This window comes from Jannaschia marina (assembly GCF_013404595.1).
In the GTDB taxonomy this organism is placed as follows: Bacteria; Pseudomonadota; Alphaproteobacteria; order Rhodobacterales; family Rhodobacteraceae; genus Jannaschia; species Jannaschia marina.
The window spans coordinates 1-23,576 of record NZ_JABVAX010000015.1 but is presented as its reverse complement, the minus strand read 5'-3'; the positions used below and the strand labels follow the sequence as shown (position 1 = coordinate 23,576).

Below are 23,576 nucleotides of genomic sequence, written 5' to 3'. Positions count from 1 at the left end.
CTGATGCACAAAGCAAGCATGAAAATCGGCTACGCACGCGTGTCTACAGACGAACAGAACCTTGATCTCCAGATCGAGGCGCTGGCCGAGGCCGGTTGCGACCGCATCGTCACGGATCAGGCGCAGAGCGGAGCAACGATGGCCGAGACCCGGACGGGTTTCTCCGAAGCAATGGAACTGTTGGGCGAGGGCGATACTCTGGTCGTCTGGAAGTTGGACAGGGTAGGGCGCTCCATTGCGGATCTGATCCACCTTCTGAAGCTCTTCGGAGACCGTGGCATCGAGTTCCGCAGTTTGACAGACGGGATCGACACAACTACCGCAGGTGGAAGGCTGGTGTTTCACATCATGGGCGCGCTTGCCGAGTTCGAACGCGACCTTATCCGAGAGCGGACCACAGCGGGGCTTCAAGCCGCAAAGAAGCGCGGCAAACGACTGGGACGGCCGCCAGCCCTTACGCCAACACAGATCGCACACGCCAAACGGGCCATCGAAACGAGACATGAAACCGTCTCGGGCATGGCGGAAATACTGGGTGTCAACAGAAGCACGATCCAGCGCGCCTTGGCGGCGACTACATGATGGATGAGCTTCAGCGTTACATTTTCCAGATCAAGTTTGAGAATGCCTTCCTGAAGAACGAAGGGCAGGCTTTCGAAGACATGTTCGCTGCTATTATGGGCCATGCCTTTCCGGACGATTTCCAGCCTGTGCGCGCATATGGGAACAAGGGCGACCGGAAGAGTGATGGCTACCGAGCGAGCGACAAAACCATCTTCCAGTGCTATGGGCCCCGCACCACAAAGCTCGATGCCATGCAGGCGAAGGTCGATGCCGACTTCTACGGTGCGCTCGGTCACTGGGGTGCACGGATGGAGAGATGGATTTTTGTCCATAATGATACGGATGGGCTTCCAGCCGATGTCGTGCAGCAATTTGTCGATTTAGGAGCTGCAAACCCCACCGTGAAACTCGGGTCGATGGGCTATGCCGAGTTGTTCGATGTCGTAATGTCCTTATCGCCTACGCAGCTTGCGGACCTTTTCGGTGCGGCTCCGACGCAGGCGACGCTCTCGCAGTTGGAGTTCATGGAGCTTCAGCCTGTCATCCTTGCGATCCCACGCATGGAGGCCGACGACAATCCGCCACTCACGGCTCCCTCAGCGACGAAGTTGCAGGCGAACGACCTCTCTGACGCCGCCGCCGGCCTGCTTCGTGTAGGACGTCGCCAAGAACGACTGGTCGAGCGCTTCTTTGAGCAGTATCCTGTTCCAAATTTTGGCGAAGAGATCGCACAAGGTTTCAGAGACCGCTATCAGGCGCTCCGGGACGACACTGCGAGTCCCGATGCCATCTTCAAAGAGCTGCAACAGTTCGCTGGCGGTATGTCCGGTAGTCCCGAGCACCAGGCCGCGGTTCTTGCTGTCATGTCGTATTTCTTCGAGCGCTGCGACGTTTTCGAGGATCATGTGGTGGAGGGGGCTGCAACATGATTCTTCCGACCAAACATATTCGGCCTGACCGCGCTTTGCTTACGGTTGGAGCAGAAGTCCTCGCCTGTCTCAATCGTCCGATGACGGTTTCGAAGGTATGGGACGAAGTGCGCGAACAGCGTGGCGAGGCTGTCGGCACCGCGCCAATCAACTATGATTGGTTCGTTCTGGCTCTCAATCTGCTTTTCATGGTGAATGCCGTCACGTTCGAGAACGGCCTTCTACGGAAGGCGGCGACATGATCCATACTATCACCAGCGACCTTGATAGCTTCAAGTCTCTCACATTTGGGCATGGTCTCAATATTGTCCTCGCTGAAAAGGGGGCCGAAGCGACCGATCGTCAGACCCGCAACGGTGCTGGAAAGTCGAGCTTTGTCGAGCTGTTGCACTTCATATTCGGCAGTAACGCCGACAAGAAGAGCATTTTCCGCTCTGATGCCCTGACCCCCCATACGTTCGAGATCCAAGCGGACATTGGCGGGCATGTCGTGACTGCTTCTCGCTCAGGCTCAAAGCCGTCCAGGATACGGATACAGGGCGAGACAAACCATTGGCCGATCAAGCCCGATTTTGAAAAAAAGACCGGTGACCTGATTCTATCCCAGGCAAATTGGAAGTTAGTTCTTGGAGCGCTTTTTTTTGATCTGCCGACGAACGAAGATGCCCGCGGCCGATTTGGCCCGACATTTCGATCAATGTTTCCATACTTTGCCCGCCGCCAGGGCAGTGGAGCATTTTCGCATCCGACGAAAAACTCCGAAGATCAGTCCAGCTGGAACCAACAAGTTGGCTTATCTTACCTTCTTGGCCTTGATGCGAGTATTTCGCAACAATTTCAAGAGACCCGCGATCAAGAAAAAGCCATGAAAGAACTGCGCAAGGCGGCAAAGCAAGGCAGCCTAGGCGATTTTTATGGAAGCTCCGCGCAGTTTCGGACTCGTCTCGCGGTAGCGCAGGGAAAGGCTGACCGGCTACGCCAGCAGATCGCAACCTTCAACGTGGTGCCAGAATATACTGCCCTTGAAAAAGAGGCGTCGGAAATCACCCGCGCGATCTCCACGATGAACAATGATAATCTCATCGACCGGGACTTGATACTGCAACTGACCAAAGCGCTTGAGAGTGAAGAACCACCGGCAATCGCTAATGTCGAAAAGGTCTTCAACGAAGCCGGTGTTGTCCTGCCTGGGACTGTGGCCAAGCGTTTCGACGAAGTCTCTGCATTTCACGAAGCGATCGTCAGGAACCGGAAGGCGCACCTGACGGGCGAGATTTCATCCGCCGAGAAGCGGATTGAAGAGCGAAACGAAGAACGCGCAGAGCTGGATCGCCGCCGACAGGAGATCATGGGCATCCTCAAGTCTGGCGGTGCACTGGATCACTATAGCAAATTGCAAGAAGAACTGGGGCGATCTGAGGCTGACGTGGAGGCCCTGCGCCAGCAGCTTGAAATCGCTGAGCGGATCGAAAGCACGCAGGTCCAACTCGACATCGAGCGCGCCCGCCTACAGCAAGCGCTGCAATCCGACCTACACGAGAGAAGCAGAATCGTTGAGGAAGCGATCCTTGTGTTCGAAAATCTTTCAAACGCGCTTTATGAGCAAGCCGGTAACCTCGAAATCGGTGCTACCGACAACGGACCCACGTTCGACGTGACGATTGATGCACAGCGCAGCAAAGGCATCAACAACATGCAGATTTTCTGCTTCGATCTGATGCTGTCCGAACTGGCGACGAAAAGAGGGCTGGGTCCCGGTTTTCTGATCCATGATAGCCACCTCTTTGATGGTGTAGATGAGCGACAGGTAGCAAAAGCACTTCAGCTTGGGGCGCAACATGCCGAGCGTGTCGGGTTCCAATATATCGTCACGATGAACTCTGATGCCTTGCCGCAAGACGGTTTTCAGGATGACTTCGACGTGTGGAAGCATGTAAACCCCACGCGACTTTACGATGAGGAAGAGACGGGTGGCCTCTTCGGTGTTCGGTTTTGACGATGTGATTTAATGTATAGCGGTCGAGAAGATGCGCCAGGATACTTCTACATTATCCGCAATCCAGGCGATGACTGTGAAGTTTGGATGTGGACCGGACACACGTGGTATGAGCCAGGTGCAGCCGAAGAGCGCCGGCCGCCTCATTGGTGCGCACGAGTGCCGCAGGCTCCACAGCCGTCTAATTGACTATGTTCGTGTGTCATCGCGCAACCGAAGCGCGAAATCGTGTCCAAATGCTGCGTTGCAGAGTCCCATTAATTCAGTCTCACTAATTACGTAATCCGACAGCTTTGCGGCTACACCCAGAATGGTCGCATAATACTTGTTATGTAAAAAAAACGGCATCAGGTGACGCATAACACCGCCTTGCGCCGTTACGGAAACCCCAATGTCAGTTGGCCGAAAGGCGCATGTGACCCCAAACGGCTCCATCTGAACAAAGAGATTGAGTCTTTCCACCTGTCTGGCTTATACCGTTATAAAGTGCCAAACAAGTCATAACTTTCTAGCAGCATGGGGGACCGGCAAATGCTCCGATTTTTCCGCACCACAGCACTCGCGACAGTTGCAGCCGCAGCAACCCAGGTCGCAGCGCCCCAGCAGGCGCAAGCTCAATCCTATCAGATCGACTGTGCTATTCTACTGTGTCTTTCGGGTGGCTGGCCCGCATCGGTGCCGTGCGCCCGCGCTCGCGCCGAGTTTATCCGGCGCATCACACCCTGGCCCGTTGAGCCGCCCCTGCAAATCTGGCGCTGCCCGATGGGTGTCGCCTACACAGACGAGCCGTCCAACCTGACGGCCGAGCGCATCTACGAGATCCTTCTCGACCTCGATGACATGCCGCAGCAGTCCTTCCCAAGCGCACCCCTCGACACTCACTCACGGAACGCGCTTCTGCCGCAGCCCGCCGTTGTTCGCCACAGCGGCGGGTCTGCACAGCCCCTCCCGGACGGATTCGCGCTTCAGCTCGCCCAGAGTGCGGAAACCGGAGCCGACATCGACATCAGCGATCCGGCCTTCGACTTCGTGCGATCCATCCGCGTTTACAACGTCACCTATGCCCGGCAACACGAGAGCGGTCGCGACGGGGACTGCAACCGATCCTTCCGAATGCGCGTCGGCACCTACGGGCCCCAAGGCGAGTTCGCATGGCGGAGCAGCAGCGATTATCGCTCGCTGCCAGACGCGCATGTGGGCCTGGAACGCTACCCGAGCAACTGCCCCAGCATTTTCCACCGCTCCGTCTTCGTTGACTGGCGGGACTACGAGGGCAACTACGGCTACGAGCAGGTCAACTACTAAGTCTGGTATTTGACCTTTTGGCGAACGCGAGAATTGCGGCAGGCATCTACACATAGTATGCCTGTCGTCAAAACTTATAAGAATAAGAGAATCAGAGGCAGACAGGAAAGGAGCAGTAACCCACCCCCAAAAAGCGAAACCCCCCGCGAGGGCGAACCTGGCGAGGGGGGGCTTAGAACCAAGGGACGGCAATCCCTGACGATCCACAGAAGATTTGATCCGGTTCTACCACCCCCCTGACAATCGACGCAAGCAAAAAACGCATCCGTGTGAACAGCGATTTCATGCCCGGTCACGCTCCGCGCTCACCACAGCGAGGAAACCAAAATGCACGACCAGACATTCCCCGCCCTGCCACAGGGCATCAAACGATTTTCCATCGAACAACTCCTGATCGACCTTGCGCCGGCCCTGGGCTTACGCGGCAACGCGCTGCACGCCCTTCTTCACATGATGAAGGCCACGCGGCCGAGCGACTGGACATCCCCAGACCGCGAGCCGGTTTTCTTCGGTTCGCAGGAAGCAACAGCATCGGCCCTGGGCATCACCCGACGCGCCCTCTACAACATCGAGGTCAAACTAGAGGCTCTTGGCCTTGTCGATCGTCGCGTGAAGGGCAACGGGCAACGATCTTCGCACGGGCGGTGCGGGATCGTCTTCTCGAAGCTGATCGCGCTGTTTCCTGATCTTGCACGGCTGGCAGAGCAGATCATCGAGGACGGCAAGCTACGAAAGCACCTCAAGGGCCAGCGTAGCTCATCCCTGCGCTACATGAAGGCCCGCCTGCGTGACACCGACCCCGAGGATCCCGCCATCCGTCACATCATCGAGGCTTTCGAGGCATGGCCGCGTGCCGATACCCTTGCCGGGATGGACCTCGAAACCCTCTCTGCCCACGTCGAAGACGCCAAGGCGCTGTGCATGGCTCTGGACGATATTGTCTCTCTACACCAAGATTCTTCCGGTGAACCGGCACTAAACTTCCGGTGCCATATACAAGAGAACAACTCAAAAGACCTATCTGTATCTTGTAACGCCAACGTGGATAAATCGAGCGCGAGCAAGCCCGCGCACTCTGAACTTACTGTGCCGGAGCCTGCCGGCTCCGGCCATTGCAGAGAAAAAAAGTGTGAAGCCGAGAGCGAGGCGCACAAGGCCAAAATTCTCAAATCCTTCACCCCGGAGCGGCTTTTCAAGCTGGCGAGCCCCGACATGCAGACGGTTATCGCCCTGGAATCGGACGGCGCTGCCCATCCCAGAACCGTGCATTTCTTCAACGCCGCCTACAAGATGCTGGCCCCCCTCGGCATCAACCATTCAGCATGGACCGCCGCGCTCGACATCATGGGGCCGGACAGCACCTGGCTCGCGGTCTTCCTGATCGACGCCAATCGCGATCACCCTACCGCTCCAGTCGCAAATCCTGGGGGCGCGCTTCGCGCGATGACGAAACGCCATCGGCAGGGCAAACTCAACCTTGCGGGAAGCCTGATCGGTCTTTCGCGGCGCAAGGATCTTTGAGAGATGATGGGTCTGTTTTTTCCGCCGCAGGGAAGCCGGTTTGCCGGCAATGGCTGTGCGAGGGGCAGATCACACGCCCAGATGATCGAGGTATTTCTGGCCTGTCTCCATGAGCACAATCGAGAAGGCTGGCTTTCCGATGGCGTCCCGAACACGCACCCAGCCCAGGCGTTGGGCATAATGGGCAGCAGTATCGAATTGTTCCGCCGACATGCCGTCCAGAAGATCGTGGGCCAGCAGCTCTTCACGATCCTTCGACACGCCTTTCACATCGGGTCCCAGCATATCGCGAAGCGCCATGATGATGCGGATGGCACTTTGCTCGACGGTTTCGTTTTCCATGTCAGTTCCTCTGTTTTGGGGGCGTCCGTCGAACCCGCCGGACCAGCTCTAGTCGCCAAGGCGACCGGAGCCTGTAGTCTCCGCCCTTCGGGTGACGATCCTCGCCCAGAACGGCCTAGCGGCCGTCCCTTGTCCGATCCGCAAGATGCCGCAATCTGGACCAGACTTCTTCGCGGGTCAGAACCTTGCCATAACGGCGCATTTGATCTTCCCGGCACCGCCGCCTGATTTCCGCCCGTGTCACTCTCTCCACGCCATCGCGCTCGATGATCTCTCTCAACCGTTCGACTACAGACTTCGGTTTCGCAGGTTTTGCGGGCGACAAAGCAGCAGTTGTAAAGCGCCAGGTCAGGCGTAGCCTCTCTTTTTCACCGTTCACGATGCGCCTCCGCTTCATCCCGCACCAGCTCGTCCACCAGATCAGCGGTCAATCGGCTCGGATCGAAGATCGACTGGACTCGCACGCTGGCAGAGCAAACGGTTTCGCGCCCCCAGACAGGTTCAGGCCAACCCATGCTGGAAAGCCGCTGCGCCAGTTCAGCCGCTCGCGACCACCACCCAGAAGCAAGAGAAACGTCGAGCTGGCTGCAATAACCTTGAATTTTCAGATGCTCGACAATCTCGCGCAAAACCCTTTCCGAAGGCTCAACGCGCAGTTCGGTCATGTTGCCAATCGGCGCCATTCACCGATCCCTGCCCACAGCCCGTCAAGCACAGCACGAAGCCCGAAGTAGCGCACCGGGTCTTCGATCACCAATGCCTTCGCGGCGCTCATCATCGCGTCTGACCCGCCCCAGGCATTTAGCTTCTCGCCAGCCGCCCGGACATCGGCAGCTACGGGTGCCGCTGGATCGAGCCGACCGGGCGCAAACCACCGCATATTTTCAGGAGACTGTGCCCGTTCCAGGGCCGTGCGAAGAGCCAACATGGCCCGAAAACCTTCCAACACGTTCATCTTCAGCTCTTCTTTGGCAGTTTTCCGAACGCGAACAGGAGATACGCGAAATACCCGGCGATGACACTCATGCCGATCCCGATCCAAAGGGCCTTTCCCGTCACGGGGTCGAAAAAGGACATCAGGAACGATCCCGCAATCAACGTCCAGCACATGACCGCGAAGCTGATCGAAATCAGCAGCAGCCAGCGTTTCAGATCGACCGGCTGACGCCAAACCAGCTTCGTGGCCGGCGGCCATACCACTGTTTCAAGCGCCCATTTCAAATCAGTCAGCATCTCGCTACTCCCCTGCCTGTGATAACGATGCACAACTGAACATGCCCAGCATGTTCCCGTCTGCACCCCATGCGACCTTCATATTGTCCATCAGAGCCGCTTCTTCTTCGCCCTCGAAAGGCACGACCTCGACCCGCTCGTCCGATTCAGCAAAAATCGCCAGGGCTTCCTTTTCGCACTCCGCCATCGACGCAAACTCGGCCGTCACAGGCGGAACATCGTCACCCTGGCTGAGCGATACCAAGATCAGAAGAACCTTCATGCGCGCTCCTTTCGTGCAAAGGAGCCAGAACCTCACGGCTCCGGCCCCCCGATAAAAGCTCTGCTTTCACCTTCCACGACCATCGGCATCCCTGCCTGTGTCGCACGGGAAAATTATTATAACTTGTCCAACAACTCAACACTTTTCGAGATGATCGCCATTCATCTTCCCGGAAATATCCTCGGGGGAGGCGCGGGACGCGCCGGGGGCAGACAGCCCCCTTTCAACTCTTTGAACGGATCTTCGCCCAAAGTGCCGAACATGAAGCGGTGATCGCCGCCAGGGGCGGCGATCGCATGAACGGGGGGATTCGGACAAGCCGAACGCCCCCGTAATCCTGGGCCACGCAAGCTGGCCGTCCGGGAACCGCCGGTTCCCCCACGCAAGCCATTCCGGCCCGCGTCGAAAGGGGTGTCCCCATCTTCGGTCACGTCCTTCGTCCGCGCTGCGAAGACGGGTGATCCCCCTCCCCTTTCTCCTAGTCCTCCAGGCTGGCGCGGGCCCCCCTCCTGCCCTCGCCGGGAGGCAGGGTTTGAAGGGAGGGCCGCGTTCCGCGGTCCTCACTCCAACCCCCGCCCGATTTTGGGAAACACCAGAACGGGCATCACCACAGAGGAAAGCGCCCATGAGCGATTTTGTAATGATTGGCGACGGAACAGTGGCAGGCCACGACCAGACCTTCGCGCTTATCAACCGAGGCTATGACCCCGAAAACCGGAAGGCGGGACAGTGGTTCGAGACCACCCCCGAAATGTTCGATTACTTTCTGAATATCCTGCCACCCCGTCATTTTCTGGGCTTCGCCTTCGTCATGTCGGAGGCCGCGACAGAGAGCCTGTCGGATGCGTGGATCATGCACGGGAAACGGGCCTTCTGCCTCGCCGTGCGGAACGGCTCCCAGATGGATTTTCAAGAGACAGTGCGGGGCTTCCTGCAACACGTCTCCGAGAGGGCAGCGGCATGAGCCGCGACCTGATCGAGCAGCGCAAGCGTGAGGCCGTCGCGCTTGTGAAAAAAGGCGGTCTATCCGCCCAGATCGGCCTGCGCTTCCTGCGCCAACACGTCTCCCAATGAGACCTCGCCCGCGTCCCTTCCGAGGGGCGCGGCACCCTGAAACTCACCACAGATAGGAAACAGAACAATGACCAAGCAAACCGCAATCACAGCAACCGTCGAAAGCATCCCCTTCGCAGACCTCTACCTGTCGGACATCAACCCGCGCAGTGTCGTGAGCGAGGCCGGTATCGAGGCGCTGGCAAAAAACATCGCCAAGGTGGGGCTTGTGCAGAACCTCGCGGGCCTGCGTGACGCCAAAGGCAAGAAGATCGGCGTCGTGGCGGGTGGCCGCAGGCTTCGGGCGCTGGCGCTGCTGCAAGACGATCCGCGCTTTCAGACGATCACCGTGCAAGTCACCGAGGACGAGGAAACCGCCCGCCTCTGGGCCACCAGCGAGAACAGCCAGCGGGCCGCGCTGCACCCCGCCGATGAAATCCGCGACTATGGGGCAATGGCCGGGCGCAAGATCGCCGTGGCCGACATCGCTCTGGCCTATGGCGTGACCGAAAAGCATGTCTATCGTCGCCTCGCATTGGCGAACCTGCCCGACGCGGTTCTGGATGCACTCAAGACAGATGAAATCAGCCTTGGGCAGGCCGCAGCCTTCACCGTGGCCGACGATGAAAGCATCATCTTCGAGACGCTGGAAAAGCACCGTGCGGACGTGACGAAGGGCTGGGGCGGTCTGACCGAATACCAGATCAAGACCATGCTGAAACCCAACAGCGTGAAAGGCAGCGACCGCCGTGCAATCTTCGTGGGCGTCGATGCCTACAAGGAAGCCGGTGGCCGGATCGGTGGCGACCTCTTTGCCGACGAGACTTTGTTTGACGATCTCGACATTCTGGACGCGGTATTCGCGGAGAGGATCGAGGCCGCAGCGTCCCAGATCGCCAGCGAGAAGGGCTGGAAATGGGCCGAGGCCACCACCGACGCCTACCTGTCGTGGGACTTTATGGAGCGGAACAAATTCGGGCGTCTCTATCCCGTCGAAGGCATCCTGACCGAGGAGGAAGCCGAGCGGTATGACGAACTGGCCGACCTTGCCAATGGCGACGTGCTGGACGAGGACGGGCAGGCCGAACTTGAGGCGCTGGAAGCCAAACTTGAAGGTGATTTTACCGACGAGCAGAAGGCCCATGCGGGCGCTATCGTCACGGTGAACCAAGAGGGCAAGATCAGCGTCACAGCCGGTCTGGTGCGCAAGGAAGATCGCAAGGCGGCGGAGGATGCGGGGGTTCTGGAACCGTCGCGCCACAAGCCCACGGTTGATGCGCCCAAGTCGCCCATTTCCGAGAAGCTGCGCAGTGATTTGCGCCGCGTAGAGACCGGCGCTCGACAGAACGCCCTTCTGGACGATCCGAAGCTGGCCCTGCACCTTCTGGCGTTCCAGTTGAGCGGCAAGATGGGCTATGCCCATGCCTTCGGCATTCGCACCGATGATGTGCCGAACATGCCGGAGACGGAAACCGGCTACACGCTCGACAAGCGCCTGACCACGCCGGAAAAGGACAGCGGCGGCAGCATGTGGGATCGGGACCATGCGAAAGACTTCGCGACCTTTCGCCGCCGTGGCGACAAGAAGATCATGGAGGTGCTGCACCGCTATCTGGTCAGCCTTCTGACCCTGCCGAATGGCGACCTCGGGCCGATGATCGACAAGATGGTGAACCGCGACACGCGGAGCGTCTGGACCCCCACCGCAGAGAACTTTTTCAGCCGCGTGGGAGGCCCCTACCTCAATGAGTTGTGGCGCGACTTGCTGGACCTCGCGGAGGACCACCCGACCGCGACGACCTTCGCCAAGCTGAAAAAGGGCGAGAAGGCCGAGAAGCTGGACGACCTGTTCAACGATGCCGAGACCCGCACCGCCCTTGGCCTGACAGAGGCACAGGAAGCGCGGATCGCCGCATGGTTGCCGGAAGGCATGGAGTGACCGGCTGGCAGGGTGCGAAAGCGCCCTGCCCCCGACAGGAGAACCGCTATGACCGTTTCCATCCTTGATCGCCCGATCACACGCGGAAAACTATGGGGAGCGCCCTACACATGGGGGCAGGCCATCCAGAACCATGCCGAAGCATCGCACAACGGATGCTGCCGCTTCATCGTCACCGAGGCAGGCATTTGGCTAGAAGGCGACGACCGGACCCGAAGCTATCGCACGAAACTGCCAAAAGGCGCGGAAGACCACGCGCGGGCCTGTATCGCTGCCGAGCAGCTTGTCCAAAGCCCCCGCTACCCGCGCCTGTGGATCGGGCCGACCTACGCGTGACAGGGAGAAAGCCAATGGCATTCGAGAACAACACGAACCTGGGCCGGGTAGAGAAGATGATCGAAACCCTGCGTCTGATCGAGAAATCGGCCACGTCCAATCGGGCCGCGCCCGCCCAGATCACGGCGCTTCTGGCACCGCTGATGGAGGCATTGACCCCCTACATGGCTGGCGCGGTTGCACCGGACATCGAGGGCAATGCGGCCCCGGTCCCTCACGGGACTGCAATGGCCGGTTTGAAGGCGGGCGAACGTGCCGCGCTGCACCTTGCCGACCGCGCGTCGCTCCGCATCCTAACCGCTGCCCTGTTGGGACGGCTTGAGGCTCACGAAGCCCGTCTGGCCGCGCACGAGCCGGACGACAGCGAGGAAGGGCGGTGACATGCGGTTCAAGAAAACACCCAGTTTCGCGTTCACCGATACGCCTCGAAAGCGGGCGGCGCTCCGGCGCAAGCAGCAGCGCGAGCGCGAGGCCCTTCCTCTCTTTGCCGAGCAGATCGCGGAAGCCCAACCGACCGAAGACGAGGAAATGGCGCGGAGGGCTGACTTGTCCAATGCACAGGAGGTCCGCTGGCGCTCCGACCGGGCCGCCGAGTGGCGCAAGGCCCGCCGTATGATCGACACCCTGCCCGCCGCTGAACGTCGCGCCGTGCGACGTGCATGGGATTGCGCTCCCTACCCCGCCGACCCTTCGCGGCTCTTGGGGGTGCTGCACAGCTACAGCCTTGGCAAGATCGACCTGAAACGCCCGCCTTTTCCATTGTCCAAGACCGATGGGAGTGGTGCGCGAATCGCGAACCTTTTCGCCACACCTGACCTGTTCGTCACGATCCTGAAGGCGCGTGACATCGCAGAAGACCCCGACAGCTATCCGCTGGCCGAGCGCCATGCTGCCTATCACCATCTGCAAGCCGCCGCGTCGAAGAACAAGGATCGCAAGAGGGCCATGCAGGATCGCGTTCTCGCGTCCGATCTGTTCCTGCGCCTCGGAGAAATGGAGGAAACCCATGCCTGACTTCACGGCCCACAAACATCCGGTCCTGGCCGTCCGGTGTCCCGATTGCGGCAAGGCGGTTGGCCTCTGGTGCATCCGACCGAGCGGCCACAAAGCCGCCGAGCTGCACAAGAGCCGCCGAGAGGAAGCCGACCGTGTGTTCATCGAGCAGCACGGCATCGAGGCCGCGATCCTGCACATCGAGGGCGAATGGGTGATTGACCCGAAAGGGCGGGCAGGCATCCGTCCGAAGCCCGAACAACTGGCACTATTCTAGGGGCTGTCAGCAATGCCTATCTACTATCGGACCCCCCGAACCCGGCTTACCTGGTCCACCGTCAGCGATTGGTGCGACTGCGCCCGTCAACTCGACCGACGCCGATTGTCCAGTAAACGCAGCCGTGATCTGGAAACCCACGCTTGCATCCTTCCGCGCTCTGTAATCGTCGCAGAGACGAACCTTGAGGCCATCGAAGATGCCATCTGGTTGCTGCGCCACGGGCCGATAGGGATGCGACGACCGCAGCGCGGCCACCGTGCCGATCACGGGACGACACCCGTTCTAGTGGATTTGCAGAACCGAAGAGCGGTCCTGAAGCGCGCACTCGACGTGATACCGACCGGCGATAACTGGCGGGCGGTGTATGGGTCTGATACACCCTGACCAACGGATTTTCCTTGTGGTGAGGAAAACACTCTGGCCCCGCTTCGGCGGGGCCTCTTTTCTTGCATGTTCCGTCTGTTTTGTCTATTTTAGACAGAAAGGAGATCACCATGCGTTCTTTTCCATCGACGGACCTGAAACAGACCCTTGGCGATGTGCTGGACGCCGCCACTCATGAGCCGATCGCGATCACGAAACACAGCAAGCCCCGCTATGTTCTCATGAGCATCCGCGAATATGAACAGCGGTTCCAGCGAGACGAGCGGCGAGCCTACGCCATCGAGGATGCCCCCGACGAACATCTTGCCATGCTTGAAGCCTCCCTTGCGGAGCGCACTAAGGACGATGCGCAATGACCATGCCGAAAGCAGGCGACGTATGGTCCTATGAATACCTCTGGAAGCGGGAACATGAGGCGGGGGCGGAGCATGGGCGAAAGCCGCGCCCGACCGCCGTTGTGACCACCGTGGTCGGGGCTGACGGCAGGACGCACCTGTTCATCCTGCCGATAACCAGCCGCGCACCGGGCGGAGACCGTCTTTCGCTCGAAGTGCCGCAGATCGAGCGCCGTCGCGCGGGTCTCGCCTCCGATCTTCGGCTCTGGATCATCTTTGACGAATACAATCACGAGATTGCGGAATCGTCGTTCTATCTCGATCCGAACGGGTGGCGCGGTGCGTTCAGCAGTGCGTTCACGACCAACACACTGCGTCTGTTCACCCAAGCCATGAGAGAGCGCAAAGTGAAGCGGGTTCCCCGCACCGACTAGCCGCGTGACCGACGTGGCCCCCACCAACATCGAGAGGCACCGATGATCTACTATAGCGAAGAAGACCAGGCCCGTAGGGCCGTCGAGAGAGAAGCCCATACCATAGGCGCGATGATCGCCGCGCTGATTTTCATCATCGGCTATGCGTCCTTTCTCACCATCTTCGATCAGCCCGTCGCCGGCTGGATCGTCCCGTTGTCCATCGCCGGCGTCGGGGCCTGCCTCTACCAGCTCATTGAGCTGCGCCGGTCGCTGATCCGCCAGCTTCGCGCCATCGCCCGAAAGGATGCCGCCAAATGACGACCCAGTTTTCCACGCTTCTGGCCGAGGGCATGATCGCTATCCGGGGCTTGCTCGAAGGCCGTATGGGGCCACCTGACGCCGAAGCGGCCCGCGCCGTTGCAGAGGCGATGCACAACCTTCAACCTAATCCCATGATGCTGCATCGTGCTACCGAGGATCTTGTGGCCTTGCGTCGCGACTTTCCCCAGACGGTGCCCTATCTGCGCCAGACGTTCGCTTGGCTCGATGAGCGCGAGCTGGCCTGATCGCGCCAGCTTCAAGATTGACCGGGCGGGCCAGGACTGCGCCCTGCCCCGCCCGATCCGGCGCTGTTCGCGCAGAAGCCGCGCCCCCCGGCGCGGCCGCGTCACCCACTCATTGCTCTTGATGCGACCCGTGCAGAAGGTGTCCGGCTGTTAACCTGGCCCGCGCGTTTCGCGCCGCCCAGGGCCGGACTTTTCCACCATACACGGTCTTTGCATCCTACCACGCCGGTCAAGGACTTCGCGCCCTGAAGGGCGCTCGCACGCGGCCTTCGGCCGTCCCTGACTCGACGTGTCCAAATGCGCCGACCGTCTGAGGTTGGAAGTTTGATTTTCAGGCGGTTCTCACCTATCTTTGAAAGGAACCTCACCATGAGCGACATGGATATGACCAACGACGCCATCGCAGCCGAGCTGACCAAGCTCAACGGACGCTTCGACAGGATCGACGCGAAGATCGAGCACATCGAAGAGAACATGGTTCGCAAGTCGGACGTGTTTCAGGCCGTTATGACGGTTCAGGGCCTCTTCGCCGCCGCCATCGTCGGCACGGTCGTCGTCCTCAACGCTGTCGGCGCTTTCGGCTGACGATCAGCGGCCCTTCGGGGCCGCTTTTTCCCGTTTTCAGCACCACCCTTCGCGGCGTCCGCCGTCATATTGTCGGGCGAACCCTTCTGACATCAAGATCGTGCCGACATCGACACCCCCGACGAACAGGCGCGCGAAACCGCGCCCATATCTGTCCTGTCCGGGCAGAACGGAGAGTTCGACTGTCCGGCCGGATGCCACCAGCTCGCGCACCCGTCTCGTGGCCTCTTGCCCCAAGGCCAGCTCATAGTCGCACTGCGCGTGGTATGTCTCGGGCGTATCGAAGCCGACCAGCCGGTAGCGTTGGCCGGACATATCTACCGTGTCCCCGTCGATCACATAGATTGCGCTGGCCTGGATGGTTTCCGCCTGCGCGGCGTCGCCGGTCCCCAGTAGCGCCAATGTCGCAACAATGCCGACATAGCCTGGGCGTCGCGTTCCTTCCGCCCATTCTGTCCTACCGTCTGACCAGCAAGGCATTGTTCGAGCTGCACAACGCGCAGCAATGGCGTTCCAGATCCTCAGCGGACTGCCCGCGATTTTCCCACCTTGTCGGCTATCGCAACCTGACCGATGCGGGCTGCACTCCTGGCCCTTTGCCGATCTGTTTTCAGATACATACGTCCCTCTGGCTTCACCACTCACCCCAATCGTCCTTCCACCTTAAGCGTCTCTTCGGACCCTATGTCGCCGTCATCCTTGATCTTATCCCGACCTTCTGAAAACCAAGCACTCCGGTTCTCAAATGTCCCCTTGGCCCGTGTTTCTCAAACGGAACCTCGCTCGCCTTGTTCTTAGCGACCGGGGCGGCCTTCGGCCTTCCCTTCAATCAAAAAAACGGTTTCCAATTTGTTATAACTTGTTACACAATTTATACAAAATCGGACCCTCCGCTTTTTGGTTTGATCGCATCACAAGGCGGCGTGCCCGTTTTCCATCGAAACACTCTCACCAAGGAGACATCACAATGAGAACCTTCGCAGAATTTCAGATCATCGGTCGGGTCGGCAAGCTCAAGGAAGTCGGCTCCACCCTCCGGGTCAGCATCGCCGCCGAATACGGTCGCAAGGACGATCGGGGCGAGTTCCAGTCGAAACCCTACTGGAACGAGGTGACGATCTTCAACGAGAACGTCATCAAGTGGGCCACGGACAACGTGCAGCCCGGCGACATCGTTCACGCGCGCGGCACCGTCCGCCAGGCACAGTGGGAAAAGTCGGATGGCAGCACCGAATACGGGATCACGATGGCCGCCGAGAGCTTCGACGATTTCAGCCATGACGAACGCCGTCGCGCCGCCGCGAACGGCTCCTGACGACAGGGCGGGCCGACAGGCCCGCCTCACCCTACGGGCTTGTAAGTCGGCTGGACATTCCGGTCGCGGATAACGGGGATAAGGACTGGACTGTTCCGGTCGGCCCCCCCGACCCAACATCGAGGCCCCCAATGACTAAGTTCCGCGATATTCCCGAGCCGCGCCACGTCCTTCCTGGCCGGCGATTGACCGAGACCCGCAAAGTCATCACGCCGGAGGGGCATACGGTTCATTTGTCGGTCGGATACGACCCCCATGAAGACGGCCGAGCACGCGAGGTTTTCTACTCAGCGGGCTTCAAATCCGGCTCCGCACTCGAATTTCAGATCCAGGACGCCTGTGTGCTGATCTCCCTGCTTTTGCAGCACGGGCATCGGCCTGAAGACATCATTAAGTCGCTGGCACGGTCAGAACAGCCAGACGGAACGATGGCCTATGCCAGCATCATCGGCCTGATCGCGGCCGAGCTGGACAAACCGGCGCCCGTGTCGGCGGAACGGACCTAGAGGATCCCATTGATCCGCATTTCCCGTTCCGATCGGGTTCGGTGGGGCCTGAAGTGGCATGGACAACTCAACGGTTCATACAGGCCCCTGCCCCGCCCCAGGGGCGCGGCACCGCGCTCTAGGCTTCAGCCGGTAAACCGGCTTCCGCCCGGAATGCCCCGGCCCTGGTCGAGCTGATCCGATAGTCGCGGCCCGTCTCTTCCAGAGCCGCGCCACTTCCTTCGTCTCATGCCCGCCCTGGGCAGCGGCGTTCCGCCCATATGGGTCACGATCGCTGGGGCACGGATCTTCGATCCTGATTTACCCTGATCCCTCGGGGTTCGGACAAGCCGAACGCCGCTTCGGGACGAACAGGGGACCGCCGGTCCCCCACCGCAACCCCGAAATTCTGCACCCAAAGGGGTTTCCCCACCTTCGGTCTCGTCCTTCGTCCGCGCTGCGAAGGCGGGTGATCCCCCTCCCCTTTGGGCTGGATTTCAGCATTGCGGCGGTTCCCCCCCTGCCCTCGCCGGGAGGCAGGCTTTCAGGAGAGGGACGCGCTACGCGCTTCCTCGCCAGAAACCCCGCCCGATTTTGGGACACACCAGAACGGGCATCACCACGAGGACCGCCGGAATGGCTACAGCTATGTTTTCCCTGAAACTGGAACACCCCGATCTGTCCGTAGAGGACACCGTTTTTTCCAATAGCGAAGTGACGCTGCGCCTCTTGGGCCGCGATCACCATCGCGCCGCCAAGATCAAACCCGACCTGTCGCTGATCGACCCCGAAGGCGTGACCATCGCCACGATGGACGCATGGGCCGACGACTGGACCGATACCGAAGGAACGGGCGCATGACTGCCCCGCGATCCACCCCGAAGCCCGATCCGGCTATCACTATTCATTGCACCACTTGCGGCAGCGAAGATGTGCGCCGCGATGCAAGCGTGGCGTGGAACGCCGAGTTGCAGACATGGGAAATCGTGACCGTCTTCGACAATGCCGACTGCGAGGAATGCGGCGGCGAAGCCAGCCTGACAGAAAGGGAGATCGTGGCATGACCTTGCACACGCTCTATTGCAGCAGCTATTTTCCGAACACCGGGATTGCGCAGATCGAGGGAAAGCGGCGCGCGCAGATCGTCGCGAAGCTGATGTGTGAACGGTTCCCCGACTTCACGTTCGGCTATGCACCGTCCCCGATCCTGACCGCGCCGAACACCAATCACTTTCTGGAAATCGGTGTCCGCACCATCGAGGTCACACGCCTGACCCAGAAGGAAATCGAGGACGAGGCAGAGGCCAATCCCGACGGTCTGGAAAAGTGGCTCATGTTCATCTTCGACAATGGCGAAGGCCCAGACGGAGGGCCGCAGTGTTCAGCCTATCTCGAACACGATTTTCCCGTTGTGAAACGATGCAAGGCCGATCCGACGCTGGCCGAAATCATCCCGATCTACAGCGAGCAACCGAGCATGGGCGACCTTGAAGCCAGACTAGACGCATGGGCGGAGGCACGGACATGACTATTCAGACCGACATCATGGAAGACGGGGCGGCATCCACCGCCCCCCTTCCCGCCCTCACGTCTCGCATTGACGACATCGTGGCAGCACGGGACGCTTCCCTTGCCAAGGTGCAGGAAGCCGCCGCCACGCTTGAGCGGGCCTATGCTCTGTCCAAGGACGCCGCTGCATTCGCGAAGCAGGCACAATGCGGGCGCAAATACTGGGGCCTGGATCGCACCGGCAGCAAGCACTATTCGGTGCTTTTTCCCGATGGATTCGATCCCGCGCGATCGGTCGAGACGTTCCGCCGCCAGCTTGACGCATCGGTCTGGACCTATCTCTACGAAGAGACCGGCATCCGCGACATGATGGACGCAACCGCCGCCCGCGACTTCGACCGCAGCCTGCGCGAGGATGTGCCGGAAGTGACCGTGGCGAACCTGCACGCGACGTTTGAAACGCTCCTGGGCAGCGCAGATATGATCTTCGCCCGAGGTTTGGCCGTGGCCTTTGCGCGGCTCGATAGCCGCTTCAAGAGCCATGACGCCTTCAAGCTGGGATCGCGCATGATTATCGACCGCGCCTTCTGCGAGTATTCCGGCAGCTTCAACCGTTCATGGGCGGAAGAAACGATCATTGACGTGGAGCGCGTGTTCGCCAAGCTGGACGACCAGATGCCCGCAGGTCGTGGCCTCATTCAGGAGATCGACGCTTGCCGCCCAGGTTACGGCCCCCAGCAATCCGTCACAGAAAGCACCTATTTCCGCATTCGCGGTTTCAAGAACGGCAACGCGCACCTTTGGTTCACCCGCGACGATCTGGTCGAGAAGGCCAACCGCATCCTTGCCGACTACTACGGCGAGGTCATTCCCGACGCCGCCGAGAAGGGCGAGGACGACGCCGCCTTTCGCAAGTGCACCAACCTGCCCGCGCGTGACCTGCAATTCTATCACACGCCCAAGGCCGCAGCCGAGGCGCTGGTCGCCAGTCTCTATGTCCGCGAGGACATGCGCGTTCTGGAACCTTGCGGCGGCGAGGGGCATCTTGTGCGGCCCCTACTGGCAAAGGGATGCAAAGTCACCACCATCGAGATTCATGGCGACCGCATCGCAAAGTTGCGCGGGCTCGAAGGCCCCGATTGCGCTGTGATCCACGGCAATTTTCTAAATCAGCCCGCCGATCCGCGCTTTCATGCCGTGGTCATGAACCCGCCCTTCTACGGCACGCACTGGATGGACCATGTTCGCCACGCGTTCGATTTTCTGGCGCCCAATGGTCAGCTCGTCGCCATCCTGCCAGCGTCCGCACAAGTGGCAGAGACGAAGGCGCACATCCAGTTCCGGCGATGGGCCGAGAAGGTGAACGGTGGCGGGCGATGGGGCATGTTCTCGGACCTGCCCGCAGAGAGCTTTGCCGAGGCCGGCACCAACATCAACACGGTCATCTTCACGATCCGTCGCCGCCACTGACATCGAGGGCAGCCGCCCGGCGCTGACTTCCCCGGAACCGACAGAGAGACCGCGCATCCGCTCCGGCAGGTGCGCGGTTTTCAGCATTTCAGGTGCAGCTCCGTGAACAACCGAGCGCATCCTACACGGCGCGGGAACCAGTCAACACCAAGCCCTTCGGGGCGCGTCCCGCGCGTGTGGACAGGCCCCCTATTACCGCCGTGTCTGGAACACTCGTTTATTCACCAAGGAGCAGACCATGAAATACATTCGCAAACGATCCACCCGCCTTCGCCGCCGCGCGGCCCGCCGTCTTCGCACGATCCGCCGCCAGCTTCGCAAGATCGACTTGAGCCTCAGCGTCGAGGTCAACATCATCTTCCTGAAGGTGAAACTCACCATCAAGCGCCGCGAGACCTAGCGGCTGCACGGCAAAGCCCCTTCGGGGGCTTTTGCCTTTTCCATGCCATTCATCTTCCCGAAAATATCCTCGGGGGAGGCGCGGCACGCGCCGGGGGCAGACAGCCCCCTGCCCGGTTCAATCAACGGACCACTGGCAGGTCTTCGATGCGTGTCGTGTAACGCGGGCTGCGATGATCCGCCCGAAGCTGCCACGACCGCTTCATTCCTTCACTCCCTAGCACCATCGTCTTTTTCCCGAACCTGTCGTTCACCTGGTCGAGCGCGGCCATGAGAGCCGCGCTTTTCGGCCTTTCCACGTCGAAGAGCGTGCGCGGCCGATCTTCAAAGCGCACCAAATCGTCGAGCATGACACCGGCCTTGGTGAAGCTATACGTCCCGGCTTGCGCCTTCGGCCATGCGGCCTTGGCGCATCGCCGGGCCGCTTCGACCAGATCGAAGGTGTCTGCCGACATGGGGGTAAGCCGCGTGGTGCGCGAGCCGCTGTATTGCGGTCGGTCTAGCCGGTGCCGGTTTGTGTGGAAGAATACCGTCAGTGTCCCGGCCACCAGCCCATGCCGTCGCAACTTTTCCGCCGCGCGGGTCGCGTGGGCCGTCAGCGCCTGGAACAGCGTATCGAAATCGGTCATGGGCGTTCCGGCAGAGCGCGTCACCGCCATCCCCTTGCGCTGCGGCTCTACGTCTTCGAGCGCCAGGCACGGCTCCCCTTGCAGTTCCAACACCGTCCGTTCGAGAACGACCGTTCCGAGCGCGCGGGCCTGCCGTGCTGGCATCGCGCGCAGCTCCGCCGCCGTGCGGATGCCCAGCTTTGCGAGCTTCGCATCCGTGCGTGACCCGATCCCCCAGATGTCCCCGACTGGCACCTTCGGCAGCAGCCAATCGGACAGCCTCTCGTCCATCATGTCCAGCACCCCGGCGAAGATCGGGTTCTTCTTCGCGATCTCGTTGGCGCATTTTGCCAGCGTCTTCGTCGGCGCGATCCCCACGCGCACCGGAACGCCGATCCGACGCAAGACTTCCGCCCGAAGACGCCGTGCATGAGTCTCGCGATCCGCGAAGCCGCCGAAGTCCAGAAAGCATTCGTCTATGGAGTAGACTTCCACGTTGGGCGTGAAGTCTTCATAAACCTCGACCACCCGCCGCGAAATGTCGCCATAGAGCGTGTAGTTCGAGCTGAAGACCCGGACCCCGTGTGCCTCTACCTTGTCGCGGATCAGATGTAGCGGCTCGCCCATCTTGATACCCAATGCCTTCGCTTCGTCGCTTCGCGCCACTGCGCAGCCATCGTTATTCGATAGGACGATCACCGGGACGTTTTTCAGGGAGGGATCGAAGATCCGTTCCGCGCTGACATAGAAGTTCGCGCTGTCGCTGATCGCGATCGGCGTCTTCACGCCAGATCGTAGCGCCGCACCACCCCAGCGATCACGCCCCATATCTCGCTGTCTTCGGTCAGTTCAACGTCCGGGAAGCCGTCGCGCGCGTTGGCTGGTGCGAGATAGTATCGCCCTTCCCTGCGCCGCAAAATTTTCGCCGTCACTGACCCTTCGACCACGGCCAGCACCGCGCGACCAATCCGACGCTTTCCGGCGCGGTCCACCGCGATCAAGTCACCATCGCGAATGCCCACGTCCCACAGGCAGTCGCCTTCCACCCGCCACCAGAAGGTCGATGCAGGATGGCGCACCACCCAGGCAATCGGGTCGATTTCATCTTCCAGATCGTCGGCAGCAGGCGACGGAAACCCCGCACTTGCCCTGGCGGTGACAACCCGGATGGGCGCACCTTCCGGCAACACGGGGTTATGGACGCGATGAAGCGGCATGAGACTCCTTGCATGTTCGCTGTTTGTTCTAAATCTGCGATAAGTCCCGGACCTGTCAAGACCGAACCGCGCGGCAACCAGTCGATCACAGCCCGCCGCGATCCGATTTCAGACCCTCGCCACTCTGGTGGATGACCATTTTTCCGCAGGATAAGGGCGTATCAACGCGAAGGCGTCTTCCGGTTCCGCTGTCAGCCACGCCTCATAGTCGTCCGGTTCGAGGATTACTGGCATCCGGTCGGGATGTGTCTCGCGCACCAGCTCGTTGGGTGTCGTGGTCATGATCGAAGACGTGACCAGCTCGCGCAGTTCGCCGCCGTAGTTCCCCTTGAAGCCACGCCAAATGCCAGCGAAGGCAAAAGGCGGGCGCTCCCCCTCCCCTTCCACTCCGAACCAGACATAGGTAGCCGGGTTTCGGCCCTTCGTCTCGCAGAAGCTCGTCGCCGGGACCAGGCACCGGCGTTCAGCGAAGCTGCTTTTCCAGAACGACGACGTGCGCAGTTTGTCGTCGCGGGCGTTGTTCACCGCCTTCGGCTGGATCGGCTTGCCGGTCTTCTTCGATACCTGCGGCAGCACGAACCCCCAATGCGTGTTCAGAAGCTCGCGTTCACCATCATCACCCAAGGCTGCAATCGGCGCCGCGCCTTTGGGGAAGATCGCGGGCAACGGTTCGGCGTTGCCGAGCTGGTCGCGGCCCGGCTCGACATCGAACAACTGGCGCATCGCGGCAGGCGGCATCGTATTGGCGTAGAGATTGCACATCCTTTCATCTTATTTGAGTTCCCCCAAATCGTCACCCAGGACCAGTTGTCTGGCGATCACGCCTTGATTCCGGTTTCAGGATTCCCAGAGGAATGCCAATCGTATACGCTCTGCATCAAATCACTGGTTTACGCATGAACGAGAACGACGACCTGATACCGAACGTGACCACAGAACAGGGCCTTCGACAGTGCCTTGAACAAGGCGGACTGATCGAGGTCGAATGTCGTGAAGAGGCAAGCCGCCGCGGTCCTGCATGGCACGGCCTTTGGACCATGACGAGCATCCATCCTTCCGGCACCGCAAAGCGCCTTGTCACGGCACGGGCGAAAGTATCGGACGGCGGCGTCAAGGTCCGCGAGTTCAAGACCGCGACCGGCGTGATTTCCTTCCTGGTGGGGTGCGGCCTTCCAGAAGCGCGCTTTCCGCTGAAAGCCGGTCAGAAGACCACCCTACAGCTACAGAGCTGATCGGAAAGGGCGAGCAAGCCCGCCCACTCATCCTCTAGCTCATGGGGGTTCGGACAAGCCGAACGCCTCCATGAGCGATGAGGGAACCGCCGGTTCCCCCACGCAACCCCGAAATGCTGCGCCCAAAGGGGTGTCCCCAACTTCGGTCGCGGCTGCGCCGCGCTGCGAAGCAGGGTGATCCTATGGCGCGACTCATAGTTCTGCCATTGGGCTACTGCTAAGCCATTGATACGTCGTTCTGGCTCAGCCGGAAATGCGTTCAATGTTGCCATTTGCGACTCAAAGGTTTGCCATTCGAAGCT

The 23,576-nt window shown here is 60.4% G+C and carries 35 protein-coding genes; 25 read left to right on the top strand and 10 right to left on the bottom strand.

What is annotated here, in order from left to right:
* Window positions 1–18 precede the first annotated feature (18 nt).
* From HSX43_RS16885 to repC, 6 genes are all read left to right on the top strand, one after another.
* Complete coding sequence (locus HSX43_RS16885; RefSeq protein WP_179381314.1) at window positions 19–582, top strand: recombinase family protein; 564 nt, start codon at window positions 19–21, stop codon at window positions 580–582.
* Window positions 582–1,493 (top strand): ABC-three component system protein, encoded by a 912-nt coding sequence (locus tag HSX43_RS16880; protein WP_179381313.1) that lies wholly within the window; start codon window positions 582–584, stop codon window positions 1,491–1,493. Before HSX43_RS16885 ends, HSX43_RS16880 begins: the two co-directional genes overlap by 1 nt.
* Window positions 1,490–1,735, top strand: a complete 246-nt coding sequence (locus HSX43_RS16875; RefSeq protein ID WP_179381312.1) for an ABC-three component system middle component 6 — start codon at window positions 1,490–1,492, stop codon at window positions 1,733–1,735. Before HSX43_RS16880 ends, HSX43_RS16875 begins: the two co-directional genes overlap by 4 nt.
* Complete coding sequence (locus HSX43_RS16870; protein ID WP_179381311.1) at window positions 1,732–3,489, top strand: ABC-three component system protein; 1,758 nt, start codon at window positions 1,732–1,734, stop codon at window positions 3,487–3,489. The genes HSX43_RS16875 and HSX43_RS16870 overlap by 4 nt, the downstream gene beginning before the upstream one ends.
* Before the next feature lie 531 nt (window positions 3,490–4,020).
* On the top strand, window positions 4,021–4,794 hold the full coding sequence (locus HSX43_RS16865; RefSeq protein ID WP_179381310.1) for a hypothetical protein: 774 nt from the start codon (window positions 4,021–4,023) through the stop codon (window positions 4,792–4,794).
* A 327-nt stretch (window positions 4,795–5,121) separates the two neighbouring features.
* On the top strand, window positions 5,122–6,315 hold the full coding sequence (gene repC / locus HSX43_RS16860) for a replication initiation protein RepC (RefSeq protein WP_179381309.1): 1,194 nt from the start codon (window positions 5,122–5,124) through the stop codon (window positions 6,313–6,315).
* Between the two features lie 69 nt (window positions 6,316–6,384).
* On the opposite strand, the gene HSX43_RS16855 is transcribed toward repC, so the two are convergent.
* The 6 genes from HSX43_RS16855 to HSX43_RS16830 all read right to left on the bottom strand — a co-directional run bounded on the left by HSX43_RS16855 (window position 6,385) and on the right by HSX43_RS16830 (window position 8,152).
* Window positions 6,385–6,657, bottom strand: a complete 273-nt coding sequence (locus tag HSX43_RS16855; protein ID WP_179381308.1) for a hypothetical protein — start codon at window positions 6,655–6,657, stop codon at window positions 6,385–6,387.
* 115 nt (window positions 6,658–6,772) lie between these two features.
* The gene (locus tag HSX43_RS16850) at window positions 6,773–7,036 is read right to left on the bottom strand and encodes a hypothetical protein (protein ID WP_179381307.1); all 264 of its coding nucleotides are present in this window, start codon (window positions 7,034–7,036) and stop codon (window positions 6,773–6,775) included.
* Complete coding sequence (locus HSX43_RS16845; protein WP_179381306.1) at window positions 7,026–7,322, bottom strand: hypothetical protein; 297 nt, start codon at window positions 7,320–7,322, stop codon at window positions 7,026–7,028. The genes HSX43_RS16850 and HSX43_RS16845 overlap by 11 nt, the downstream gene beginning before the upstream one ends.
* A complete protein-coding gene (locus HSX43_RS16840; RefSeq protein WP_179381305.1) occupies window positions 7,319–7,612 on the bottom strand; it encodes a hypothetical protein in 294 nt (97 codons plus the stop codon). Before HSX43_RS16840 ends, HSX43_RS16845 begins: the two co-directional genes overlap by 4 nt.
* A gap of 2 nt (window positions 7,613–7,614) precedes the next feature.
* Window positions 7,615–7,890, bottom strand: a complete 276-nt coding sequence (locus HSX43_RS16835) for a hypothetical protein (protein ID WP_179381304.1) — start codon at window positions 7,888–7,890, stop codon at window positions 7,615–7,617.
* A gap of 4 nt (window positions 7,891–7,894) precedes the next feature.
* On the bottom strand, window positions 7,895–8,152 hold the full coding sequence (locus HSX43_RS16830; RefSeq protein ID WP_179381303.1) for a hypothetical protein: 258 nt from the start codon (window positions 8,150–8,152) through the stop codon (window positions 7,895–7,897).
* Between the two features lie 625 nt (window positions 8,153–8,777).
* Here HSX43_RS16830 and HSX43_RS16825 point away from each other — a divergent pair.
* The 11 genes from HSX43_RS16825 to HSX43_RS16775 all read left to right on the top strand — a co-directional run bounded on the left by HSX43_RS16825 (window position 8,778) and on the right by HSX43_RS16775 (window position 15,039).
* Window positions 8,778–9,116 carry a DUF1419 domain-containing protein gene (locus HSX43_RS16825; protein ID WP_179381302.1) on the top strand — a complete coding sequence of 113 codons (339 nt, stop codon included), beginning with the start codon at window positions 8,778–8,780 and terminating at the stop codon, window positions 9,114–9,116.
* Window positions 9,117–9,293: 177 nt separating this feature from the next.
* Complete coding sequence (locus HSX43_RS16820) at window positions 9,294–11,144, top strand: ParB/RepB/Spo0J family partition protein (protein WP_179381301.1); 1,851 nt, start codon at window positions 9,294–9,296, stop codon at window positions 11,142–11,144.
* Window positions 11,145–11,192: 48 nt separating this feature from the next.
* A complete protein-coding gene (locus HSX43_RS16815; protein ID WP_179381300.1) occupies window positions 11,193–11,480 on the top strand; it encodes a hypothetical protein in 288 nt (95 codons plus the stop codon).
* A 14-nt stretch (window positions 11,481–11,494) separates the two neighbouring features.
* Complete coding sequence (locus HSX43_RS16810; RefSeq protein WP_179381299.1) at window positions 11,495–11,860, top strand: hypothetical protein; 366 nt, start codon at window positions 11,495–11,497, stop codon at window positions 11,858–11,860.
* Window position 11,861: 1 nt separating this feature from the next.
* Entirely contained in the window at window positions 11,862–12,494 is a 633-nt protein-coding gene (locus HSX43_RS16805; protein WP_179381298.1) for a hypothetical protein, read from the top strand.
* On the top strand, window positions 12,487–12,750 hold the full coding sequence (locus HSX43_RS16800; protein ID WP_179381297.1) for a zinc finger domain-containing protein: 264 nt from the start codon (window positions 12,487–12,489) through the stop codon (window positions 12,748–12,750). The genes HSX43_RS16805 and HSX43_RS16800 overlap by 8 nt, the downstream gene beginning before the upstream one ends.
* A gap of 497 nt (window positions 12,751–13,247) precedes the next feature.
* Window positions 13,248–13,493 carry a type II toxin-antitoxin system Phd/YefM family antitoxin gene (locus HSX43_RS16795; RefSeq protein ID WP_179381296.1) on the top strand — a complete coding sequence of 82 codons (246 nt, stop codon included), beginning with the start codon at window positions 13,248–13,250 and terminating at the stop codon, window positions 13,491–13,493.
* Window positions 13,490–13,906 (top strand): hypothetical protein, encoded by a 417-nt coding sequence (locus HSX43_RS16790; protein WP_179381295.1) that lies wholly within the window; start codon window positions 13,490–13,492, stop codon window positions 13,904–13,906. The genes HSX43_RS16795 and HSX43_RS16790 overlap by 4 nt, the downstream gene beginning before the upstream one ends.
* A gap of 42 nt (window positions 13,907–13,948) precedes the next feature.
* Complete coding sequence (locus HSX43_RS16785; RefSeq protein WP_179381294.1) at window positions 13,949–14,206, top strand: hypothetical protein; 258 nt, start codon at window positions 13,949–13,951, stop codon at window positions 14,204–14,206.
* Window positions 14,203–14,454: a hypothetical protein gene (locus HSX43_RS16780; RefSeq protein WP_179381293.1), complete on the top strand. Its 252-nt coding sequence runs from the start codon at window positions 14,203–14,205 to the stop codon at window positions 14,452–14,454. Before HSX43_RS16785 ends, HSX43_RS16780 begins: the two co-directional genes overlap by 4 nt.
* Window positions 14,455–14,823: 369 nt before the next feature.
* A complete protein-coding gene (locus HSX43_RS16775) occupies window positions 14,824–15,039 on the top strand; it encodes a hypothetical protein (RefSeq protein WP_179381292.1) in 216 nt (71 codons plus the stop codon).
* A gap of 36 nt (window positions 15,040–15,075) precedes the next feature.
* On the opposite strand, the gene HSX43_RS16770 is transcribed toward HSX43_RS16775, so the two are convergent.
* Window positions 15,076–15,441 carry a thermonuclease family protein gene (locus HSX43_RS16770; protein WP_179381291.1) on the bottom strand — a complete coding sequence of 122 codons (366 nt, stop codon included), beginning with the start codon at window positions 15,439–15,441 and terminating at the stop codon, window positions 15,076–15,078.
* Between the two features lie 565 nt (window positions 15,442–16,006).
* On the opposite strand from HSX43_RS16770, the gene HSX43_RS16765 reads away from it, so the two are divergent.
* The 7 genes from HSX43_RS16765 (at window position 16,007) to HSX43_RS16735 (ending at window position 20,218) form a co-directional block, all read left to right on the top strand.
* On the top strand, window positions 16,007–16,354 hold the full coding sequence (locus HSX43_RS16765) for a single-stranded DNA-binding protein (RefSeq protein ID WP_179381290.1): 348 nt from the start codon (window positions 16,007–16,009) through the stop codon (window positions 16,352–16,354).
* A 131-nt stretch (window positions 16,355–16,485) separates the two neighbouring features.
* Window positions 16,486–16,860, top strand: a complete 375-nt coding sequence (locus tag HSX43_RS16760; RefSeq protein ID WP_179381289.1) for a TSCPD domain-containing protein — start codon at window positions 16,486–16,488, stop codon at window positions 16,858–16,860.
* 627 nt (window positions 16,861–17,487) lie between these two features.
* Window positions 17,488–17,700: a hypothetical protein gene (locus HSX43_RS16755; protein ID WP_179381288.1), complete on the top strand. Its 213-nt coding sequence runs from the start codon at window positions 17,488–17,490 to the stop codon at window positions 17,698–17,700.
* The gene (locus HSX43_RS16750) at window positions 17,697–17,903 is read left to right on the top strand and encodes a hypothetical protein (RefSeq protein WP_179381287.1); all 207 of its coding nucleotides are present in this window, start codon (window positions 17,697–17,699) and stop codon (window positions 17,901–17,903) included. The genes HSX43_RS16755 and HSX43_RS16750 overlap by 4 nt, the downstream gene beginning before the upstream one ends.
* Window positions 17,900–18,367 (top strand): hypothetical protein, encoded by a 468-nt coding sequence (locus tag HSX43_RS16745; protein ID WP_179381286.1) that lies wholly within the window; start codon window positions 17,900–17,902, stop codon window positions 18,365–18,367. Before HSX43_RS16750 ends, HSX43_RS16745 begins: the two co-directional genes overlap by 4 nt.
* Window positions 18,364–19,818: a DUF4942 domain-containing protein gene (locus HSX43_RS16740; protein ID WP_179381285.1), complete on the top strand. Its 1,455-nt coding sequence runs from the start codon at window positions 18,364–18,366 to the stop codon at window positions 19,816–19,818. Before HSX43_RS16745 ends, HSX43_RS16740 begins: the two co-directional genes overlap by 4 nt.
* A gap of 238 nt (window positions 19,819–20,056) precedes the next feature.
* On the top strand, window positions 20,057–20,218 hold the full coding sequence (locus HSX43_RS16735) for a hypothetical protein (RefSeq protein ID WP_179381284.1): 162 nt from the start codon (window positions 20,057–20,059) through the stop codon (window positions 20,216–20,218).
* A gap of 121 nt (window positions 20,219–20,339) precedes the next feature.
* Here the strand turns inward: HSX43_RS16735 and HSX43_RS16730 are convergent, their stop codons facing one another.
* The 3 genes from HSX43_RS16730 to HSX43_RS16720 all read right to left on the bottom strand — a co-directional run bounded on the left by HSX43_RS16730 (window position 20,340) and on the right by HSX43_RS16720 (window position 22,804).
* Window positions 20,340–21,611: a Y-family DNA polymerase gene (locus HSX43_RS16730; protein WP_179381283.1), complete on the bottom strand. Its 1,272-nt coding sequence runs from the start codon at window positions 21,609–21,611 to the stop codon at window positions 20,340–20,342.
* Window positions 21,608–22,042, bottom strand: coding sequence for a LexA family protein (locus tag HSX43_RS16725; protein WP_179381282.1), 435 nt, complete (start codon window positions 22,040–22,042; stop codon window positions 21,608–21,610). The genes HSX43_RS16730 and HSX43_RS16725 overlap by 4 nt, the downstream gene beginning before the upstream one ends.
* 108 nt (window positions 22,043–22,150) lie before the next feature.
* Window positions 22,151–22,804, bottom strand: coding sequence for an SOS response-associated peptidase (locus tag HSX43_RS16720; RefSeq protein WP_179381281.1), 654 nt, complete (start codon window positions 22,802–22,804; stop codon window positions 22,151–22,153).
* A gap of 134 nt (window positions 22,805–22,938) precedes the next feature.
* Between HSX43_RS16720 and HSX43_RS16715 the strand changes: the two genes are divergently transcribed.
* On the top strand, window positions 22,939–23,274 hold the full coding sequence (locus HSX43_RS16715; protein WP_179381280.1) for a hypothetical protein: 336 nt from the start codon (window positions 22,939–22,941) through the stop codon (window positions 23,272–23,274).
* Window positions 23,275–23,576: the final 302 nt, after the last annotated feature.

Coding starts and splice junctions, on each gene's coding strand:
- HSX43_RS16885 (WP_179381314.1), top strand. CDS start 19: ATGAAAATCGGCTACGCACGCGTGTCTACAGACGAACAGAACCTTGAT.
- HSX43_RS16880 (WP_179381313.1), top strand. CDS start 582: ATGGATGAGCTTCAGCGTTACATTTTCCAGATCAAGTTTGAGAATGCC.
- HSX43_RS16875 (WP_179381312.1), top strand. CDS start 1,490: ATGATTCTTCCGACCAAACATATTCGGCCTGACCGCGCTTTGCTTACG.
- HSX43_RS16870 (WP_179381311.1), top strand. CDS start 1,732: ATGATCCATACTATCACCAGCGACCTTGATAGCTTCAAGTCTCTCACA.
- HSX43_RS16865 (WP_179381310.1), top strand. CDS start 4,021: ATGCTCCGATTTTTCCGCACCACAGCACTCGCGACAGTTGCAGCCGCA.
- repC (WP_179381309.1), top strand. CDS start 5,122: ATGCACGACCAGACATTCCCCGCCCTGCCACAGGGCATCAAACGATTT.
- HSX43_RS16855 (WP_179381308.1), bottom strand. CDS start 6,657: ATGGAAAACGAAACCGTCGAGCAAAGTGCCATCCGCATCATCATGGCG.
- HSX43_RS16845 (WP_179381306.1), bottom strand. CDS start 7,322: ATGACCGAACTGCGCGTTGAGCCTTCGGAAAGGGTTTTGCGCGAGATT.
- HSX43_RS16840 (WP_179381305.1), bottom strand. CDS start 7,612: ATGAACGTGTTGGAAGGTTTTCGGGCCATGTTGGCTCTTCGCACGGCC.
- HSX43_RS16835 (WP_179381304.1), bottom strand. CDS start 7,890: ATGCTGACTGATTTGAAATGGGCGCTTGAAACAGTGGTATGGCCGCCG.
- HSX43_RS16830 (WP_179381303.1), bottom strand. CDS start 8,152: ATGAAGGTTCTTCTGATCTTGGTATCGCTCAGCCAGGGTGACGATGTT.
- HSX43_RS16825 (WP_179381302.1), top strand. CDS start 8,778: ATGAGCGATTTTGTAATGATTGGCGACGGAACAGTGGCAGGCCACGAC.
- HSX43_RS16820 (WP_179381301.1), top strand. CDS start 9,294: ATGACCAAGCAAACCGCAATCACAGCAACCGTCGAAAGCATCCCCTTC.
- HSX43_RS16815 (WP_179381300.1), top strand. CDS start 11,193: ATGACCGTTTCCATCCTTGATCGCCCGATCACACGCGGAAAACTATGG.
- HSX43_RS16810 (WP_179381299.1), top strand. CDS start 11,495: ATGGCATTCGAGAACAACACGAACCTGGGCCGGGTAGAGAAGATGATC.
- HSX43_RS16805 (WP_179381298.1), top strand. CDS start 11,862: ATGCGGTTCAAGAAAACACCCAGTTTCGCGTTCACCGATACGCCTCGA.
- HSX43_RS16800 (WP_179381297.1), top strand. CDS start 12,487: ATGCCTGACTTCACGGCCCACAAACATCCGGTCCTGGCCGTCCGGTGT.
- HSX43_RS16795 (WP_179381296.1), top strand. CDS start 13,248: ATGCGTTCTTTTCCATCGACGGACCTGAAACAGACCCTTGGCGATGTG.
- HSX43_RS16790 (WP_179381295.1), top strand. CDS start 13,490: ATGACCATGCCGAAAGCAGGCGACGTATGGTCCTATGAATACCTCTGG.
- HSX43_RS16785 (WP_179381294.1), top strand. CDS start 13,949: ATGATCTACTATAGCGAAGAAGACCAGGCCCGTAGGGCCGTCGAGAGA.
- HSX43_RS16780 (WP_179381293.1), top strand. CDS start 14,203: ATGACGACCCAGTTTTCCACGCTTCTGGCCGAGGGCATGATCGCTATC.
- HSX43_RS16775 (WP_179381292.1), top strand. CDS start 14,824: ATGAGCGACATGGATATGACCAACGACGCCATCGCAGCCGAGCTGACC.
- HSX43_RS16765 (WP_179381290.1), top strand. CDS start 16,007: ATGAGAACCTTCGCAGAATTTCAGATCATCGGTCGGGTCGGCAAGCTC.
- HSX43_RS16760 (WP_179381289.1), top strand. CDS start 16,486: ATGACTAAGTTCCGCGATATTCCCGAGCCGCGCCACGTCCTTCCTGGC.
- HSX43_RS16755 (WP_179381288.1), top strand. CDS start 17,488: ATGTTTTCCCTGAAACTGGAACACCCCGATCTGTCCGTAGAGGACACC.
- HSX43_RS16750 (WP_179381287.1), top strand. CDS start 17,697: ATGACTGCCCCGCGATCCACCCCGAAGCCCGATCCGGCTATCACTATT.
- HSX43_RS16745 (WP_179381286.1), top strand. CDS start 17,900: ATGACCTTGCACACGCTCTATTGCAGCAGCTATTTTCCGAACACCGGG.
- HSX43_RS16740 (WP_179381285.1), top strand. CDS start 18,364: ATGACTATTCAGACCGACATCATGGAAGACGGGGCGGCATCCACCGCC.
- HSX43_RS16735 (WP_179381284.1), top strand. CDS start 20,057: ATGAAATACATTCGCAAACGATCCACCCGCCTTCGCCGCCGCGCGGCC.
- HSX43_RS16725 (WP_179381282.1), bottom strand. CDS start 22,042: ATGCCGCTTCATCGCGTCCATAACCCCGTGTTGCCGGAAGGTGCGCCC.
- HSX43_RS16720 (WP_179381281.1), bottom strand. CDS start 22,804: ATGTGCAATCTCTACGCCAATACGATGCCGCCTGCCGCGATGCGCCAG.
- HSX43_RS16715 (WP_179381280.1), top strand. CDS start 22,939: ATGAACGAGAACGACGACCTGATACCGAACGTGACCACAGAACAGGGC.